This is a genomic window from Bacillus sp. NH11B (genome assembly GCF_001884205.1).
GTDB lineage: Bacteria > Bacillota > Bacilli > Bacillales > Bacillaceae_G > Bacillus_A > Bacillus_A proteolyticus.
In genome coordinates, this window is the sequence record NZ_MAOG01000064.1 from 61,668 (window position 1) to 77,460 (window position 15,793).

Genomic DNA, 15,793 nt, shown 5'->3' on the forward strand with positions numbered 1-15,793 from the left:
TATGAAATTCCATAATAAAAGGAGAACACTTCATGTGTTCTCCTTTTATCCTTATTCAAATTAACGTAGCAAGATGCTCTTTCGCATCATATTCAACTAAACTTTCAGCATTTTTAATTCGATGAACAAAATCCGGATTAGCGATTAATGGTCTTCCAAATGCCGCTACATCAATTGTTCCTTCTTGCAGTGCTTCTTCTGCCTCTTTCGGATTTAAATTACCTACTCCTACGATAGTACGATCCCAATACTTTCTTACTAATTGATGAAAATTCATTTCGTCAGCAATAACTTGCGTATAATTCATCGTTGAAGGGTGAATCATCGTTAATCCAACTTCTTTGAACATATTTACAAACGTTTCAATTGCAAGCTCAGGGTTCTCCCACATATAAGTAGGATTATCACCTTTGAAAGCAGAGAAGCGAAGAAGTGTTTTATCAGCTCCAACCACTTCTATTACAGCCTCCGTTACTTCTTTCATAAACGTTAACCTTTGCTTTAAGTCTCCCCCGTATTGATCAGTACGCTTATTCGCAAACTCATAAGTAAACTGATCAATTAAATATCCGTGTGCACCGTGGATTTCTACTCCATCAAACCCAGCTTCTATCGCATTCTTCGCAGCTTGTGCGTATTGACCGATAACTTCTTTTGCTTCTGCTAACGTCATTGCTTCTGGTGTATCAAACGGTTTACGAAAACGCGGAACATTCCCTTCCGCAGCAATTGCAGACGGTGCTTGTGGCATTTGACCACCAATTATTTCGTGATGACTCATACGGCCAACATGCCATATTTGAGCAATAATCGTTCCGCCTTCTTTATGTACTGCCTCTGTAACAGGTTTCCAAGAATCGACTTGCGCTTGTGTGTAAATACCTGGTACTCCTGGATTCCCTTTTGCTCTCGGACTAATAACAATTCCTTCTGTAATAATTAATCCCAATCCATCAGCAGCACGTTTTCTATAGTATTCGACTACATCAGCACCAATTACTCCTGTTTCATTATCCGCGAAACATCTCGTCATCGGTGCCATTGCTATACGATTACGAAGAGACCAAGAACCTATTTGAATCGGATCAAACAACTTCGTCTTTTCAATATTTTCAAAAGAGCCCCAAGCGTTTATATTTGTTCCTTCATAAATACTCGCTGCTTTATTATTTGAACTTGTCATTTTTCTTCCCCCTAAAAAATTCTTACTACAATCGCATCATACTTACTTTTAGATAGTAACGTCAATTTATACGTCTTTGCCATTATAAATTCGAATATTAAACAAACAGAATGATAAAAACAAAAATTAATAAGGTTTCCTAATTAGGAAACCTTTTTTAGTTGACCATATAAGGCTAACAATTCGTTTATCTCTTTTACATAAAGAAAATAAACAATTATTATCTCCTCACATATGGAAAATCTCTTAACAATAGAAGTGGGAGTGGTTCAGTATTCTTCTAAAAATAATAACTTATATACCTAAAACAATGAAAGCCCTACCTCTCTTTCATCCTTACGGCTCCTCGTCCGTGCCAGTGTGAATCAGGATTGCAAAAATCAAGTAACTATTTTATCGAGTTATTTAATTAAACCTCGAACATTCGTAAAAGAAATTAAAAAATAAAAATGGATTAGATTGTAGTAATAACAAAAGAGGTTAATGCTCTAAAAGTGGTTTGAAAGAGTTGAATGTCTTTGAAATGATTGATTCTCTATAATTATATTCCCAAAAAATTCAAGATCTTTTTTGGGATGTAATACATTATCTACAATGAATCTTAACAAAAGCTTTTTATTTGATTTTCTGTGATACCTTCAATTAATCCCAGTTCACTAATCAAAAATTCATGTGCGTTATCTAACATTTTCTTTTCGCTTGCATTAAGTGCTTTTTCTTTCTGCATACGTAATAAATCACGTACAACTTCAGCACCTTCTTGTATTTTACCCGTTTTTATTTTATCAGTGTTCAATTTATACCTTTGTTTCCACGTAAGTAATCTATCTGATTCTCCATGTTGAAAAACATCTATTATGTGTGTTAATGCCTTTAGAGTTGTAACTGGTCGTATATTTGAATTCAATATTTTCCCCATAGGAATCATTACTTCCATATTACTAGCCGACATTTTTATAACATAATACTGTTGTTTTTCTCCTGAAATTTCCTTTTCTTCTATGGCTTTAATTATACCTGCTCCGTGCATTGGATAAACAATATTATCGCCAATTTGAAACAAATAATCCACCTCCATATATGGTAACCTTCTCAAGCATAACACACATTTATTTTTTTAGCAAAATTTTTATAATATCACAAAAATATTTTCCATGTCAATTTATTTACACATAAAAATTCAATCTGTACAGAAACACTAAAAAACCCGCATTTTTGTTACCTTTTCCTCCAATTTTATATACCTTGTAAAACAAAAAATACATCACTACATATAAGTAGCGATGTATTTTTATATAATGTGCAACATGAAAGACAAAAGCGGTTACTTCAAAACTTCACACGCACAATTCTTCGCTTATATACTAACCTGTTTACTAATCGTTTCTCGCGCTAAAAGAAAACTCATAATCACTTGCGCAGCTACTCTACTCGTCATATCCCTAAAATCAAGAGTTGGATCAATTTCTACTATATCCATCCCTTGAACGAGTGGCTCTTTACCAAGGAATTCAATTGCATCAAGTAAAGTTGTACTATCCATTCCACCAGGACCAATTGCTGGACAGCCTGGCGCAAACGCTTGGTCTAATACGTCCATATCAAGAGAAATATAAATAGAAGTCACACCTTGTTTTCTTAATACTTCAATACTTTCTGAAATAAGATCTTTTATTTCTCGCTCTCTTACATCTTTCATTGTATACACTGTCACGCCATGCTCTTTTGCATATTCATGGTACGTACGTGCATTTGAAAAATTACGAATTCCGATTTGAACGAGTTGTTTTCCTGTAATCACATCATTTTCTAGTAAACTACGGAACGGTGTACCATTTGATGGACCACCATCATCTAAATTGCGTAAATCATGATGGGCATCAAATTGAATAATACCGACCTTTCCTTTACTATTTGCAAAACCTGTTATACTCGGGAAACTAATCGAGTGGTCACCACCAAGAACGATCGGTATCATTTTCGGGTTTACTTTCGTCAAGTGACCAACTGTTTTCGCAATTCGGTTATGACTTTCTTTTAAATCTGTCACATGCATCGTAATATCACCGCAATCATGAAGAACACTTTCTTTCATATCGTGTTCTTCTGTAATTGCGTACGTGCTATATGCATCTAACATCGTACGAATTGTTTTCGGTGCAAAACATGCCCCTGAATGACTAATAGATGGTTTAGAAAGGGGTGCACCAATTAAGGCTGCACCGAATATTTCTACGCCTTCCTCCCAATCTTTAATCATCTCACTCCATTTCGTTACTTCACGATCAATAAATTTTGCATTTTTCTTTAAATAGTGGCCGTGCTCCACGAGTGTTCACCTCTTGTATATGCGATATTACCGTTCTTCCATACTGTATTTACATGACTTACGCCGTAATGGTACGGTACGTAAGCATAATTGTAAGCATCCCATAAAACTAAATCCGCCTTACGACCAACTCTAATTTTCCCAGCTACATCACCACGATTAATTGCGTAAGAAGAGTTAACTGTTACGGCATTCCAAACTTCTTCTGGTGTCATTTTCAGTTTCAACATCGCAATGCTCATAATAAGCTGAATGTTTTCAGTTGGACAGCTACCTGGGTTAAAGTCTGTAGCTAAAGCAACCGCTACACCTTCATCAATCATTTTGCGTCCACGTGCAAAACTTTCTTTATTTAAATAGAAAGTCGTTCCTGGTAATAAAGTCGCTACTGTATTAGAGTTTGCAAGCATTTCAATTCCTTTATCAGAAGCGCCAACTAAATGGTCCGCTGATGCTGCACCAATTTCAGCTGCTGCTTCCGCACCACCAAGAGGGTCGATTTCATCTGCATGGATTTTCACATCAAAGCCAAGCTCTTTCGCTTTTAATAAAAATTCTTTTGATTCCTCTACAGAGAACACACCTGTTTCGCAGAAAATATCGACGAATTCAGCTAATTGCTTCTCTTTCATTTCTGGCAGTAAGTCTAACATCCATTGTAAAAATTCTTTTGATCTACCTTTATACTCTTTCGGAACTGCATGAGCACCTAAAAATGTGGAAACTAAATCGATTGGATGTTCTTTTTGTAATTGCGCAGTTGCCTCTAATTGTTTCCATTCTGTCTCATCATCTAATCCGTAACCACTCTTCGCTTCTACAGTTGTCACACCGAAAGATAGCATACGGTCTAAATGAAATTTCGCTTTTTGAACAAGTTCTTCTTTCGACGCCTGCTTCGTTGCATTTACAGTTGAAAGAATACCTCCGCCTTGTTCTAAAATTTCTAGGTACGGAACTCCTTGTAATTTCAGCGCGATTTCATTTTCACGAGATCCACCAAATACAAGATGAGTATGCGGATCAACAAGACCAGGAGAAACCATTTTCCCGCCGCAATCAATAACTTCTTTCGCCTGAAGCCCTTTTGCTTCTTCCGCTGTTCCAACGAAAGTAATTACGCCGTTTTCAATTCCAACTACGCCGTTTTCAATAGCAGGAAGCGTGTTCATCGCTTCCCGTCTTAACAAGCCATCTTCTTGATCCATTGTTAGTAATTGACCGATATTTATTAGTAAAGTGTCCAGCATGTTTTCTCCTCCTTATTTCATCATCGGAATGTTAACGCCTTTTTCTTTCGCTGTTTCAACAGCTAAGTCATATCCAGCATCTACGTGACGGACAACACCCATTCCAGGATCAGAAGTTAATACGCGCTCAATACGTTTTGCTGCTGCTTCTGTTCCATCTGCAACAATAACCATTCCAGCGTGAAGTGAATAACCCATACCAACGCCACCACCGTGGTGAACAGATACCCAGCTCGCACCGTTTACACTGTTAATTAATGCATTTAAAATTGGCCAGTCTGCTACTGCATCACTGCCGTCTTTCATCGATTCTGTCTCACGGTTTGGAGATGCTACTGATCCGCAATCTAAATGGTCACGACCGATAACGATCGGTGCTGACAATTCGCCATTTGCCACCATTTCATTAATGATGCGGCCAAATTTTGCGCGCTCACCATAACCAAGCCAACAAATACGTGATGGAAGACCTTGGAACTCAACTTGTTGACGAGCCATACGAATCCAGTTACATAAATGCTCGTTATCAGCAAACTCACGTAAAATTACTTCATCAGTTTTATAAATATCTTCTGGATTACCAGAAAGCGCTACCCAGCGGAACGGTCCTTTTCCTTCACAGAATAACGGACGGATAAATGCTGGAACGAATCCTGGGAAATCGAATGCATTTTTCAAACCTTCATCAAAAGCAACTTGGCGAATATTATTTCCGTAATCAAATGTAATCGCGCCTTTTTCTTGCATAGCAAGCATTGCTTCTACATGTTTTTTCATACTTTCTTTTGATAATTGTACGTAACGTTCTGGATCTTCTTCACGAAGTTTCGCTGCTTCTTCTAACGTGTAACCTACTGGAATATAACCGTTTAATGGATCATGAGCAGATGTTTGATCCGTAACTAAATCTGGCGTAATATTACGCTTCACTAACTCAGGTAAGATTTCTGCTGCATTTCCTAACAACCCAATTGAAATTGGCTCTTTCTTCTCTTTATACTCGTTTGCAATAGTTAATGCTTCTTCTAATGATTCTGTATACAGATCACAATATCTCTTTTCAATACGACGATCGATACTACGCTTATCTACATCAATAGCGATCACAACACCGCCATTCATCGTTACAGCAAGAGGTTGCGCACCACCCATACCACCTAAACCAGCAGTAAGTGTTACTGTACCTTTTAATGATCCATCGAAATGTTGACGTGCCGCTTCACCAAATGTTTCATATGTTCCTTGTAAAATCCCTTGTGTTCCAATGTAAATCCAGCTACCAGCTGTCATTTGGCCGTACATCATAAGACCTTTTTTCTCCAGTTCACGGAAGTGATCCCAGTTCGCCCATTTTGGTACTAAGTTTGAGTTCGCTAACAGAACGCGAGGTGCATCTTCATGTGATTTAAAAATTGCAACTGGTTTTCCTGATTGAACAAGTAACGTTTCATCGCTCTCTAACGTTTTTAATGAATCAACAATTGCATTGTAGCTTTCCCAGTTACGAGCTGCACGGCCAATTCCACCATATACAACTAATTCTTCTGGTTTTTCAGCAACTTCAGGATCTAAATTGTTCATTAACATACGAAGTGCAGCTTCTTGAACCCACCCTTTCGTTTGTAACTCAGTACCTCTTGCCGCACGAATTGTTTGTTGTACTTTTTCCATTTCAATCTCTCCCTTTTCTTGTTTTATAGTGCTGCGTTTACATCCAATCTTTCTTTTATCGAATAATTCGTTTTTAACCAATGCGTGATATTTTCAATATCCGTTGAGAATATGCGATCATTTGTAATAGAAGGTACTTGCTGACGGCCTTGATGATAGAACGTTTTCGTTACTGTACTCATGTTTTCAATACCGCGATATTCTGCTGCTTGCATCGCACAAATCATCTCAATAGAAAGAACGCGTCTTGCATTTTGAATAATTTGATGTGCGTGACGTGAAGCGATTGTCCCCATACTCACGTGATCTTCTTGGTTAGCTGACGATGGAATTGAATCTACACTCGCCGGATGTGCTAACGTTTTATTTTCTGAAACGAGTGAAGCCGCTGCATATTGCATAATCATTGCACCAGACTGAAGTCCTGGCTCTGGACTTAAAAATGGTGGTAGATCATTTAATTGCGGATTTACTAAGCGTTCAATACGACGCTCTGAAATATTTGCAAGTTCTGCCATTCCAACTTTTAAGAAGTCCATGGCAAATGCAATCGGTTGTCCGTGGAAGTTACCACCTGAAATTACTTTTTCCCCGCCATCAAAAATAAGTGGGTTATCTGTCGCTGCATTCATTTCAATTTCTAATTTTTCTTTCACGTAATTTAAAACTTGCCAAGAAGCACCGTGTACTTGTGGGATACAACGAAGTGAATATGCATCTTGTACCCGAAGTTCTCCTTGCTTTGTTGTTAATTTACTATCATGAAGAATGTCACGAATTCTGCTGGCTACTTCTACTTGCTCTTTATAACCACGCGCTTTATGAACATTTTCATCAAATGCATCAATAATGCCGCGCAATCCCTCAATTGTCATAGAAGCGATTAATTCAGATTGATAAGCCGTTGCTTCAGCTTCTATATAAGAAAGAACTCCTTGCGCTGTCATCGCCTGTGTACCATTGATTAACGCAAGACCTTCTTTTGCTTCAAGTTCAATAGGTTCAAGTCCTTCTTCTGTAAGAGCGACCATCGCATGAACTCGTTTTCCTTTGTAGAACACTTCACCTTCCCCTAATAAAACGAGAGCAAGATGAGATAGAGGTGCTAAATCGCCACTCGCACCAAGTGAACCTTGTTGCGGAACGACTGGGTGAATTTTACGATTTACAAACTCAAGAAGCATATTTACAACAAGCGGTCTAACACCAGATACTCCTTTAAGCATCGTGTTCGCTCGTAAAATTAACATACCGCGTGATACTTCTTCAGGAAATGGGTCGCCTATCCCGCATGCATGTGATTGAATTAAGTTGTGCTGAAGTGCCTTTACATCATCTTTTTGAATAAGCACATCACTAAACTTTCCAAAACCAGTTGTAATACCGTAAACAACTTTTCCGTCCTCTACAATTTTCTCGACAACTTCGCGGCACTCTGCCACCTTTTGCATACTAGTTGGGCAAGCTGTTACACCTTCACCTTCAAGTAACAACCTCTTCATTTCTTCAACTGTCAATGTGTGTCCTGTTAGCGTAATCATTCTTTTTCCTCCTTATAAAGGCAAAAGGGGACCTTATCTTTTTAAGACAGACTTCTGTCCTAAAAAAGTAAGGCCCCCTTCTAACTAATAGACTATGGGCAAATCATATGTGATTAATTCCTAAACCAATCGCCTCATGCTCAGATCCTTTTACAGGTGCACCAATCGTTCCATATAATGCAACAGCAACCCATTCGCCTTCTTTTTTTCCGTCGTATGGTCTACCGCGCACAATCGCAAAGCGAAGTCCTACTGTACGAAGAACGTCTGCTAACTGAATTTGACCTCTCGTCACTCCGTACAATGCTTCCATTATTGCATGATAAAGTGCATGTGTTTCTCTGTAAACGTCTGTTTCAATAACTTGGGTGCTTTTCGCCGCTGTTTCCATTGCTGCTACAACCTTTTGCGAATTCATAGAACCCACTTTCCCCGTACAATACTTCCAACCTTTTGGAATAGATAATACAGGGCTTTCATTCTCATCCGCAAGTGCCAACAGCATGGCCATACGACCAATTCGATGTGTTCCTTGAAGAAGCATGTGACTCTCTCATTTCTTTTGAATTATTTGAATATTACTTAATTTAAGAATATATGAAAACGGTTAAATCGTCAATAGTTTAAAATAATATTCAAACAATTTTTTCATCTTCTCAATTTGTGTACACAAATTATTTACATAAATTTTTCAAGCGTGCTATAGTCTCACTAACAGATGCAAAGGAGCGAAATTTCAGTGGCGAAGCGAAAAGATATTCATTTTCGAATTGAAGAAAAATTACTTGAAAGATTTGAAGCAGCACTCCATTACGAAAGTTTAAATAAAACAGACGTATTAACACATGCAATCCAGCAATTTTGCATAAAGGTGGAATGTGAAAAAATGAATGATGTAAAACGCCAATACAGCGTAAGCAACCATTTACAAACACGTATCAATACGCATAAACATTTTGAAGAGAAACGAGTGAATGTAGATGAAGTCGTCATGGAACATTTACAACTCCAAGGAGAAGAAAAAATATTAGAGGTCGGATGCGCTAATGGAAAATTCCTTTCCCTTTTACAAACAAACGGTCATAAAGGACATCTAACCGGCTTTGATCAATCGGAAACTATGCTTTCTGAAGCTGCAATAAAGAATAAAATAATTGAATGGAAACTGGGCGATGCTAGTAAACTTCCTTTCGACGCTAATTGTTATGACTGGGTAATCGCAAGGCATATGCTATACCACATGAAAGATGTCGAAAAAACAATTCAAGGATTCCATAAAGTAATTCGTCCCGGCGGCGCACTTTTAGCTACAACAAATTCCAAAGTTTCAATGCCTCGTATAGTTGAAATGTGTAACAGCATGCTAGACGCATTTGACTTACCAAAAACATCAGTAGCGGTAGCTCCATTTTGTTCAGAAAATGGTAAAGAGATACTACAATCTGTTTTTTCAACTGTTGAAGAAACAATTATTCATAATGCACTCGTTTTCCATCATGCCTCTCCAATTATAAACTATATTTCTAGCATGTTTCCGTCCCTGAATATACCTGATAATATATATCTTCACACTGAAATGAAGGAATGGCTAAAAGAAGAAATAGAAAATGAATTATCATTTCACAACGGTATATGGCGCGATCCGAAAACGATAGCGATTTATCAATGTAAAAAAGAAAAAAGCTAGCAAATGCTAGCTTTTACACGTTTTCCGGTAAAAGATTCTCCATCATCATATTGCCCTTGCCACCATAAAAATTTGTATTATGTTCGTTCGCTACTCCAAAATAAGAAGCAACTGCTATTCCGAATGGTACAAAAGCATGTCCTTGTGCTGTAATAATATTTGAGTGTCGCACAACTTCTTCATACACAAAATTTTCTACTGGAAAACAATCTATTTTTTTATAATCGATAGTCACTGTATACGAGATTTCTTTGAATAAGCCTGCTTTTGCTAGCGCATACGGTCCAGCACAAATAGCAGCTACTAATTTTTCTTGTTCGTGAAATTGACGGATGACTGAAAAGAGTACTTCCGCATCCTTCATATGTATTGCATCTCCGCCTGGAATAATAATCCCCTCATATTCTACTACACGCACTTCACTTAATTCTATATGCGGTTGTACTTGCAAGCCTGTTTCACTTATAATCAATTCTTTTGTTAAACCCGCAGTAATGATTTCATATTTCTTTTTCAGCAATGCTGTTGCTACTGTAATTTCAAACTCCGCAAATGTTGGGTATACGAATAATAATATTTTTTTCATAGTCCTTTCTCCTTTAACCAGCCCATAAAATATGCTTCTAATTCATCCACTGTTAATGTATTCGTGTCCACACAAGTTACAGGAAATTGTTTATACCATTCTTTTTCAGTTTCTACTAATTTAAATTGTTCCTCAAAAGTACTTCGATTTCTTGTCATATCATTATTTTTTCTATCATATACATTCTCTTTCGAAACGTCTAAATAAAAAATTGCATCCGAACGGCATTCTCTTAATTTATACAATTCATCTTTTAATTCTGTTTCTATATCCCACTCTTTCCCTATCACTTTCGGATAAAAGAGTGTATAAAATTCAATATCTTCTGGCCCACGATCAAAAATCACGACTGAACTTTTCACATTTTGAAACTCTTTTATTTTTGCTTCAATAAACATTTTTTGATTTGTAATAAATCCCTCTTTTGTACACATATCCAAATTTAATTTTTTCGCTTTTCTACAATTTGATAAGGATTTTCATATATAACTGAAAGCCCACATCGCTCTAAGCTTTTGGCCAATGTTGTTTTTCCACTTGCCATCGGTCCTTGAAGTGAAATTACGTATACCATCCCTCTCATTCCCTTTTCTTATAATACATTGATAATATACAGAATTTTGAAAACTATCAACATAATATATATCACCTTGTTTCTTATTCTTATGTAACTTATAATAAAAAATAGAGATTATGACGGACGCAAAATAATGTAAGCTTGGAAATCCAAGCTTACATTATTTTTTGCTTTCCCTTTTCTTATAAAAAGAGTATACTAAATTAGAACATATGTTCTTAATAATTACATACAGTAAGGAGATAGAACAATGGTATACGACACAAAAGCAATTTCTTGGAATGCATCTTTAAAACAACTTCAACGCCGCTATACAAACAAACAAGTTGACCGAAAAGAATTTGAAGATATTGAACTAATGGAATTCTTCCGCGATAACGACTACATTTCTTTACCTACACATATAAGCGGCCTATCAACAGCGCGTTTTACTTCTTACTCTATTTTCACAACTGAAGATAAAGATCGTAAAGTTGGCACACTTATTATTGAGTACGTTGAAGACGATAATAATAATTTATGTGTTGAACAACTATACTTCGTTTAAACTATAACGCTTGGTCAAATTGACCAAGCGTTCTTGCTTTCTATGAATCTCACTGTTTATAATATGAATAAAAGAAAACCGCAATCATTAAGGGGGGATATACTTGCTCGAAGGATGGTTCAGTTGGTTCATTGTATTATGGACTGTAATTTTATTAGGACTTATGTCTATCGGTGGATACTTTATGTTCAGAAAATTTTTAAAACGATTACCGAAAGAAGACGGTATGTCTATTTTAGATTGGGAAGCACACTACATTGATCAAACACGACACTTATGGGATAACGAGCAGAAACAATTATTAGAAGAACTCGTAAGCCCTGTTCCTGAACTATTTCGTGATGTTGCTAAATCAAAAATTGCTGGTAAAATTGGGGAACTAGCATTACAAGAAAATGCCTCTAAAATTACACAAGATTTAATTATTAAAGGATATATTATCGCCACACCAAAGCGTGATCATAAATTTTTAGTTAAAAAACTACAAGAAAAAAAGATTGATTATTCTAATTATCAATCTTTACTAACAAAATACCCTTCGTAAAAAAAAGATTGCTAGCTTATGGCAATCTTTTTCAACTTACAGTTACTGATTTTACGGCTGTTAATCTAGCTTCCGCTAAATCTATTTGTAATCCAACCACACCGGCATAAATATAATCAAATGTATTTGGAATATTAACCGTTGTAGAAGTTGTCCCCGCTGTCAATACTCCATTAGCAGGGACATCATTAGTCACATCAAACTCAGCACGTCGATTCGTTGCAACTGTTCCAATCAGCATATTTCTATCCCCAAAACCTCCGACTGTATCTAAATTTCCTAAATAATTATTGACTTGTGAAGCAAAAAAGTTAGGATTTGCATTGTTAGGTCCTGAAAGTGCTCTACCATTTAAAACAAATATATCTGCAGGCGCATCCGTATCACCATTATGAATTCCAGTTGGAACCTTGAATCCATCAGAATCAGTAACTATTTCATTCCAAGTACAGGTTATTACACTCCCAACTAATAGAATGATTACAAATATCGCATCAGTTACGTATACTTCTCAGCCTGATCCTACTAGACCACCCGTCACAACAACGACAACGATAACAACACCAATTACGATAGAAGTAAACCCGAATGAGCCAAACACATTTATTAAGACTGCAAATGTAAATAGCGCCCAGCTTGGTGACTTCATAACATATACACTTACCTTCACTAACAATGGCACTATACCAGCAAATAATTTACTCATTACCGACTCACTACCTCCTGAAGTTACTTTCTATCAGGATTCAGTAACAGTAAACGGCGTATTACGTCCTGGAAGTAATCCAGCTATTGGTATTCTTATTGAAACTGTCAATCCAGGGGAATCCGTTATCGTTCGCTTCATCGTACAAGTAACAAGCGAGCCACAAAATGGCCTTATCCGAAATACTGCGTGAGTTAGATATACACTCAGACCAGACCCTACTAAACCACCAATTCCTGTTGATGAGACTTCAGAACCTAACATCATTCCGTTTATCGGTCCATTCGTCTCACCAAACTTAAATTGTTTTTTTAATGGTGAATGTTTTATACGTCGCGGTTGGAACAGAGGATGTTAACAATATAAATAAAAAGACAGCGTTTTTGGCGCTGTCTTTTTATTTAATACATATACAGTTTTAAGTTAGCTTCATATCTTTTTCATTATAAAAACCGTCTTCTTTTTCCATTTCCTTCTGTAATTTCGTAAAGGAACGGTACATCGCAATTCTCCATGACACAATCATCGCAAACGCAAGTAAGAAGAACATGCCACTAAGTTGTCCTAAATCAAGAGATTGGCTTAAGTATGTTTTAAATACAATTCGCACTACAAGTAATCCAATTAATATAAAAACAAATGCTTTTGAACGCTTCAAATAAATCTCTTGCCCTCTAATTTCAAATTTAGATGTTTTAATAAGAAAAATAGAGAAAAACAAACCAACGCCAATAGCTTCTAACATTTCCGCTGGAGTTAATCGAAATTCAGGAAAAACATACATCAATGCTCCCGTGCTCATAAAAAATGGTGGAAGTATAATTTTTTTCAATGTTGCGGGTTTCTTAGCTGCTTTTAAACGAATAAACATCGCACCGACAGCCATACAAACAGCAACGATACTTGATAAAAGAACTATGTTCATATTTTCTCATCCTTTTTTGTGGCTATATGCAAAATATACTTTCATTATATGCTTTTCCGTTAGTATTTCCAACATTTTCACAGAATAATACTAAAAACCGGTAAAACCACCAAATAAACTTGAGAAATATACGATAATTTTCGTCATCCAATTAAAATATAAGAATATCCCCATGACAATCATAATGTATCCTCCTATTTTCATGAAAGCCATACTATTTCTTTTAATCCAAGACATTTTCGTAATAAAGAATGAAAGTACGAAAAACGGGATAGCAAATCCAAGTATGTAAGCAATCATATAAATCATTGCCGATTCTGGATTTGTTGCAGCTAATCCAATTACAGACACTAAAATAGGGCCAGTACATGGTGTCCACCCTGCAGCAAATGCCAATCCAATTAGAACTGAACCAAAATAACCACTCGGACGATTCTTAAAAGTAAATTTACGATCTTGCATTAAAAACTTCGGCTTAAACACACCGACAATTATAAGACCGAACACGATGATAAATATACCACCTAACTGTCTAATTAAATCTTTATAATCCGTAAAGATGCCTCCGATAAAACTTGTACCAAATCCAATCGCAATAAAAATAATTGAAAAACCAAGTAAGAAAAACGCTGTATGTATCATACTTCTTTTGCGAAGCATTGCATTTTCTTCTTTCAATTCAGAAACCGACATACCTGTTATGTATGATAAAAATGCCGGGTAAAGCGGTAAGCAACATGGGGAAATAAATGATAAAAACCCAGCGCCAAACGCTAAAAAAATACTAATATCTTGCATGATTCCACTCCTCTCCTTACATATTGTAGCAAAAACACATAAAAATACTATGAACAATTCGTGAACTCACTTTAACAACGTGATAATAAGAAAAACTACTCTTTCAAACAGTTTCTAATAAAACGTTTTCATTTCCTTCTATTATATAGAACAATCTCAATTGAATTATGAAGCTCTTTCTAGTTGTTACTAACATAACAAAGGTATCACAGTTTCTCAAATACTTAGCAAATTACAATCAACTTCACACATATTGACCTGAAAAAATATTTTTTTCAAATGCTGTCTTTATACAATGTAACGCTGATTTTACAATACTTTAATTATTATTAATTTCAAGATTATGCATAAATATCATACTTTTATTATTATTCTATAAAATGTCGCACTTTTCTTTCAGTTGACCCTTTATTTTTAATTTTGTATACTTCCCTCTAGTTATATATGTCCGTTACGGAACAATTTCATATAGATGGGAGGAATTTTTCATGCTTCGTTATTCTCTTTTAGTTTTATTAGGAGCGTGTAGTTATGGGATTTTAGCTATTTTTGTTAAGCTTGCATATGCAGAAGGATTTTCACTCGGAGAGGTAATTGGTAGCCAATATTTGTTCGGTTGGATTATTTTGCTTACTATTACACTTCTATTTTCTAGACACCGTGTTCCATTAAAACAAGCGTTAATTTTATTCGTTGCAGGAACATCGGCAAGCTTCACTGGAATTTTTTATTACGCTTCATTAAAAACTGTACCAGCTTCTATTGCAATTATACTTTTATTCCAATTCGTTTGGGTTGGGATTATCATTGAAGCAGTCGCAACGAAAACATTACCTTCAAGAGAAAAAGTTATTTCGGTTATTTTCTTACTTGTAGGTACATTTTTATCAAGTGGTTTACTAGAAAAATCAGCAGGTGATTTCGATACGACTGGAATCATTTTAGGCTTATTATCTGCCGTTACATTCGCAACATACATTTTCGTGAGCGGAAAAGTTGCTGTTGAAGTGCCTTCATTACCGCGCGGTGTTCTTTTAATGGCTGGTGCTTTAACTTTAGTAATGCTCGTATTCCCACCAACATTTATTATGAACGGTGCCATTTCTCAAGGGCTTTGGAAATATGGCTTAGGATTAGGAATATTTAGTATCGTTATTCCGTCTATTGCCTTTACAATTGGCATTCCAAAAATCGGTTCTGGATTAGCGACTATTCTTGGTGCAGCAGAACTACCAGTTACAACTATTATGTCTGTATTCGTTTTAAAAGAAGCTGTACTATCTTCACAATGGTTCGGTGTATCACTTATTTTAATCGGTATCGCAATCCCGCAAATTGCATATGCAATGCGTGGCCGTCATAGAAAACAGCATACTCATAAAAAAGTTGCAGCATAAAGTGAAACTTTAATCAGTGGGGGTTTTGTTCATCCCCACTGATTATTAGTTA

14 protein-coding genes and 4 pseudogenes are annotated in these 15,793 nt (G+C 36.2%); 5 read left to right on the plus strand and 13 right to left on the minus strand.

Annotation, left to right across the window (positions count from 1 at the left end; translation table 11 throughout):
- Positions 1-55: 55 nt before the first annotated feature.
- The 7 genes from BAU27_RS09705 to hutP form a co-directional block, all read right to left on the minus strand.
- Positions 56-1,183, minus strand: coding sequence for an alkene reductase (locus tag BAU27_RS09705; protein ID WP_071747697.1), 1,128 nt, complete (start codon positions 1,181-1,183; stop codon positions 56-58).
- A gap of 601 nt (positions 1,184-1,784) precedes the next feature.
- Entirely contained in the window at positions 1,785-2,246 is a 462-nt protein-coding gene (locus BAU27_RS09710) for a CarD family transcriptional regulator (protein WP_000486322.1), read from the minus strand.
- Between the two features lie 294 nt (positions 2,247-2,540).
- A complete protein-coding gene (gene hutG, locus BAU27_RS09715) occupies positions 2,541-3,512 on the minus strand; it encodes a formimidoylglutamase (RefSeq protein ID WP_071770768.1) in 972 nt (323 codons plus the stop codon).
- On the minus strand, positions 3,491-4,762 hold the full coding sequence (gene hutI / locus BAU27_RS09720) for an imidazolonepropionase (protein WP_071770769.1): 1,272 nt from the start codon (positions 4,760-4,762) through the stop codon (positions 3,491-3,493). Before hutI ends, hutG begins: the two co-directional genes overlap by 22 nt.
- Positions 4,763-4,774: 12 nt before the next feature.
- Positions 4,775-6,433, minus strand: coding sequence for a urocanate hydratase (gene hutU, locus BAU27_RS09725; RefSeq protein WP_071770770.1), 1,659 nt, complete (start codon positions 6,431-6,433; stop codon positions 4,775-4,777).
- 23 nt (positions 6,434-6,456) lie between these two features.
- Positions 6,457-7,974 (minus strand): histidine ammonia-lyase, encoded by a 1,518-nt coding sequence (gene hutH, locus BAU27_RS09730; protein ID WP_071747701.1) that lies wholly within the window; start codon positions 7,972-7,974, stop codon positions 6,457-6,459.
- Between the two features lie 103 nt (positions 7,975-8,077).
- On the minus strand, positions 8,078-8,518 hold the full coding sequence (gene hutP / locus BAU27_RS09735) for a histidine utilization transcription antiterminator HutP (RefSeq protein WP_000926520.1): 441 nt from the start codon (positions 8,516-8,518) through the stop codon (positions 8,078-8,080).
- A gap of 195 nt (positions 8,519-8,713) precedes the next feature.
- Here hutP and BAU27_RS09740 point away from each other — a divergent pair, with 195 nt between their 5' ends.
- A complete protein-coding gene (locus BAU27_RS09740; protein WP_071747702.1) occupies positions 8,714-9,661 on the plus strand; it encodes a class I SAM-dependent methyltransferase in 948 nt (315 codons plus the stop codon).
- Between the two features lie 13 nt (positions 9,662-9,674).
- Here BAU27_RS09740 and BAU27_RS09745 read toward each other — a convergent pair whose 3' ends face one another.
- Together BAU27_RS09745 and BAU27_RS09750 are read right to left on the minus strand one after the other, a co-directional pair.
- Complete coding sequence (locus BAU27_RS09745) at positions 9,675-10,247, minus strand: DJ-1/PfpI family protein (RefSeq protein WP_071770771.1); 573 nt, start codon at positions 10,245-10,247, stop codon at positions 9,675-9,677.
- Positions 10,244-10,821 (minus strand): annotated as a pseudogene (locus BAU27_RS09750) (AAA family ATPase). The gene BAU27_RS09745 and the pseudogene BAU27_RS09750 overlap by 4 nt, the downstream one beginning before the upstream one ends.
- A gap of 253 nt (positions 10,822-11,074) precedes the next feature.
- Here BAU27_RS09750 and BAU27_RS09760 point away from each other — a divergent pair.
- Together BAU27_RS09760 and BAU27_RS09765 are read left to right on the plus strand one after the other, a co-directional pair.
- Positions 11,075-11,371, plus strand: coding sequence for a hypothetical protein (locus BAU27_RS09760; RefSeq protein WP_000262392.1), 297 nt, complete (start codon positions 11,075-11,077; stop codon positions 11,369-11,371).
- 103 nt (positions 11,372-11,474) lie between these two features.
- Complete coding sequence (locus BAU27_RS09765) at positions 11,475-11,915, plus strand: DUF2621 domain-containing protein (RefSeq protein WP_071770772.1); 441 nt, start codon at positions 11,475-11,477, stop codon at positions 11,913-11,915.
- Positions 11,916-11,946: 31 nt separating this feature from the next.
- Here BAU27_RS09765 and BAU27_RS32865 read toward each other — a convergent pair.
- A pseudogene (locus BAU27_RS32865) lies at positions 11,947-12,306 on the minus strand (hypothetical protein); the annotation flags it as partial.
- Between the two features lie 4 nt (positions 12,307-12,310).
- Between BAU27_RS32865 and BAU27_RS09775 the strand changes: the two are divergent.
- Positions 12,311-12,979, plus strand: a pseudogene (locus BAU27_RS09775) (DUF7507 domain-containing protein); the annotation flags it as partial.
- A gap of 60 nt (positions 12,980-13,039) precedes the next feature.
- Here the strand turns inward: BAU27_RS09775 and BAU27_RS09780 are convergent.
- The 3 genes and pseudogenes from BAU27_RS09780 to BAU27_RS33350 form a co-directional block, all read right to left on the minus strand.
- On the minus strand, positions 13,040-13,546 hold the full coding sequence (locus BAU27_RS09780) for a CcdC family protein (RefSeq protein ID WP_001028439.1): 507 nt from the start codon (positions 13,544-13,546) through the stop codon (positions 13,040-13,042).
- Between the two features lie 90 nt (positions 13,547-13,636).
- On the minus strand, positions 13,637-14,344 hold the full coding sequence (ccdA, locus tag BAU27_RS09785; protein ID WP_071747706.1) for a cytochrome c-type biogenesis protein CcdA: 708 nt from the start codon (positions 14,342-14,344) through the stop codon (positions 13,637-13,639).
- A 16-nt stretch (positions 14,345-14,360) separates the two neighbouring features.
- Positions 14,361-14,510 (minus strand): annotated as a pseudogene (locus BAU27_RS33350) (peptidase T).
- Between the two features lie 322 nt (positions 14,511-14,832).
- Between BAU27_RS33350 and BAU27_RS09795 the strand changes: the two are divergent.
- Complete coding sequence (locus tag BAU27_RS09795) at positions 14,833-15,741, plus strand: EamA family transporter (protein WP_071747707.1); 909 nt, start codon at positions 14,833-14,835, stop codon at positions 15,739-15,741.
- Positions 15,742-15,793 lie beyond the last annotated feature (52 nt).

What these genes read in the sequence shown, in the direction of transcription:
- BAU27_RS09705 (WP_071747697.1), bottom strand. Translation starts at nt 1,183, where the DNA reads ATGACAAGTTCAAATAATAAAGCAGCGAGTATTTATGAAGGAACAAAT.
- hutI (WP_071770769.1), bottom strand. Translation starts at nt 4,762, where the DNA reads ATGCTGGACACTTTACTAATAAATATCGGTCAATTACTAACAATGGAT.
- hutU (WP_071770770.1), bottom strand. Translation starts at nt 6,433, where the DNA reads ATGGAAAAAGTACAACAAACAATTCGTGCGGCAAGAGGTACTGAGTTA.
- hutH (WP_071747701.1), bottom strand. Translation starts at nt 7,974, where the DNA reads ATGATTACGCTAACAGGACACACATTGACAGTTGAAGAAATGAAGAGG.
- hutP (WP_000926520.1), bottom strand. Translation starts at nt 8,518, where the DNA reads ATGCTTCTTCAAGGAACACATCGAATTGGTCGTATGGCCATGCTGTTG.
- BAU27_RS09745 (WP_071770771.1), bottom strand. Translation starts at nt 10,247, where the DNA reads ATGAAAAAAATATTATTATTCGTATACCCAACATTTGCGGAGTTTGAA.
- BAU27_RS09760 (WP_000262392.1), top strand. Translation starts at nt 11,075, where the DNA reads ATGGTATACGACACAAAAGCAATTTCTTGGAATGCATCTTTAAAACAA.
- BAU27_RS09780 (WP_001028439.1), bottom strand. Translation starts at nt 13,546, where the DNA reads ATGAACATAGTTCTTTTATCAAGTATCGTTGCTGTTTGTATGGCTGTC.
- ccdA (WP_071747706.1), bottom strand. Translation starts at nt 14,344, where the DNA reads ATGCAAGATATTAGTATTTTTTTAGCGTTTGGCGCTGGGTTTTTATCA.
- BAU27_RS09795 (WP_071747707.1), top strand. Translation starts at nt 14,833, where the DNA reads ATGCTTCGTTATTCTCTTTTAGTTTTATTAGGAGCGTGTAGTTATGGG.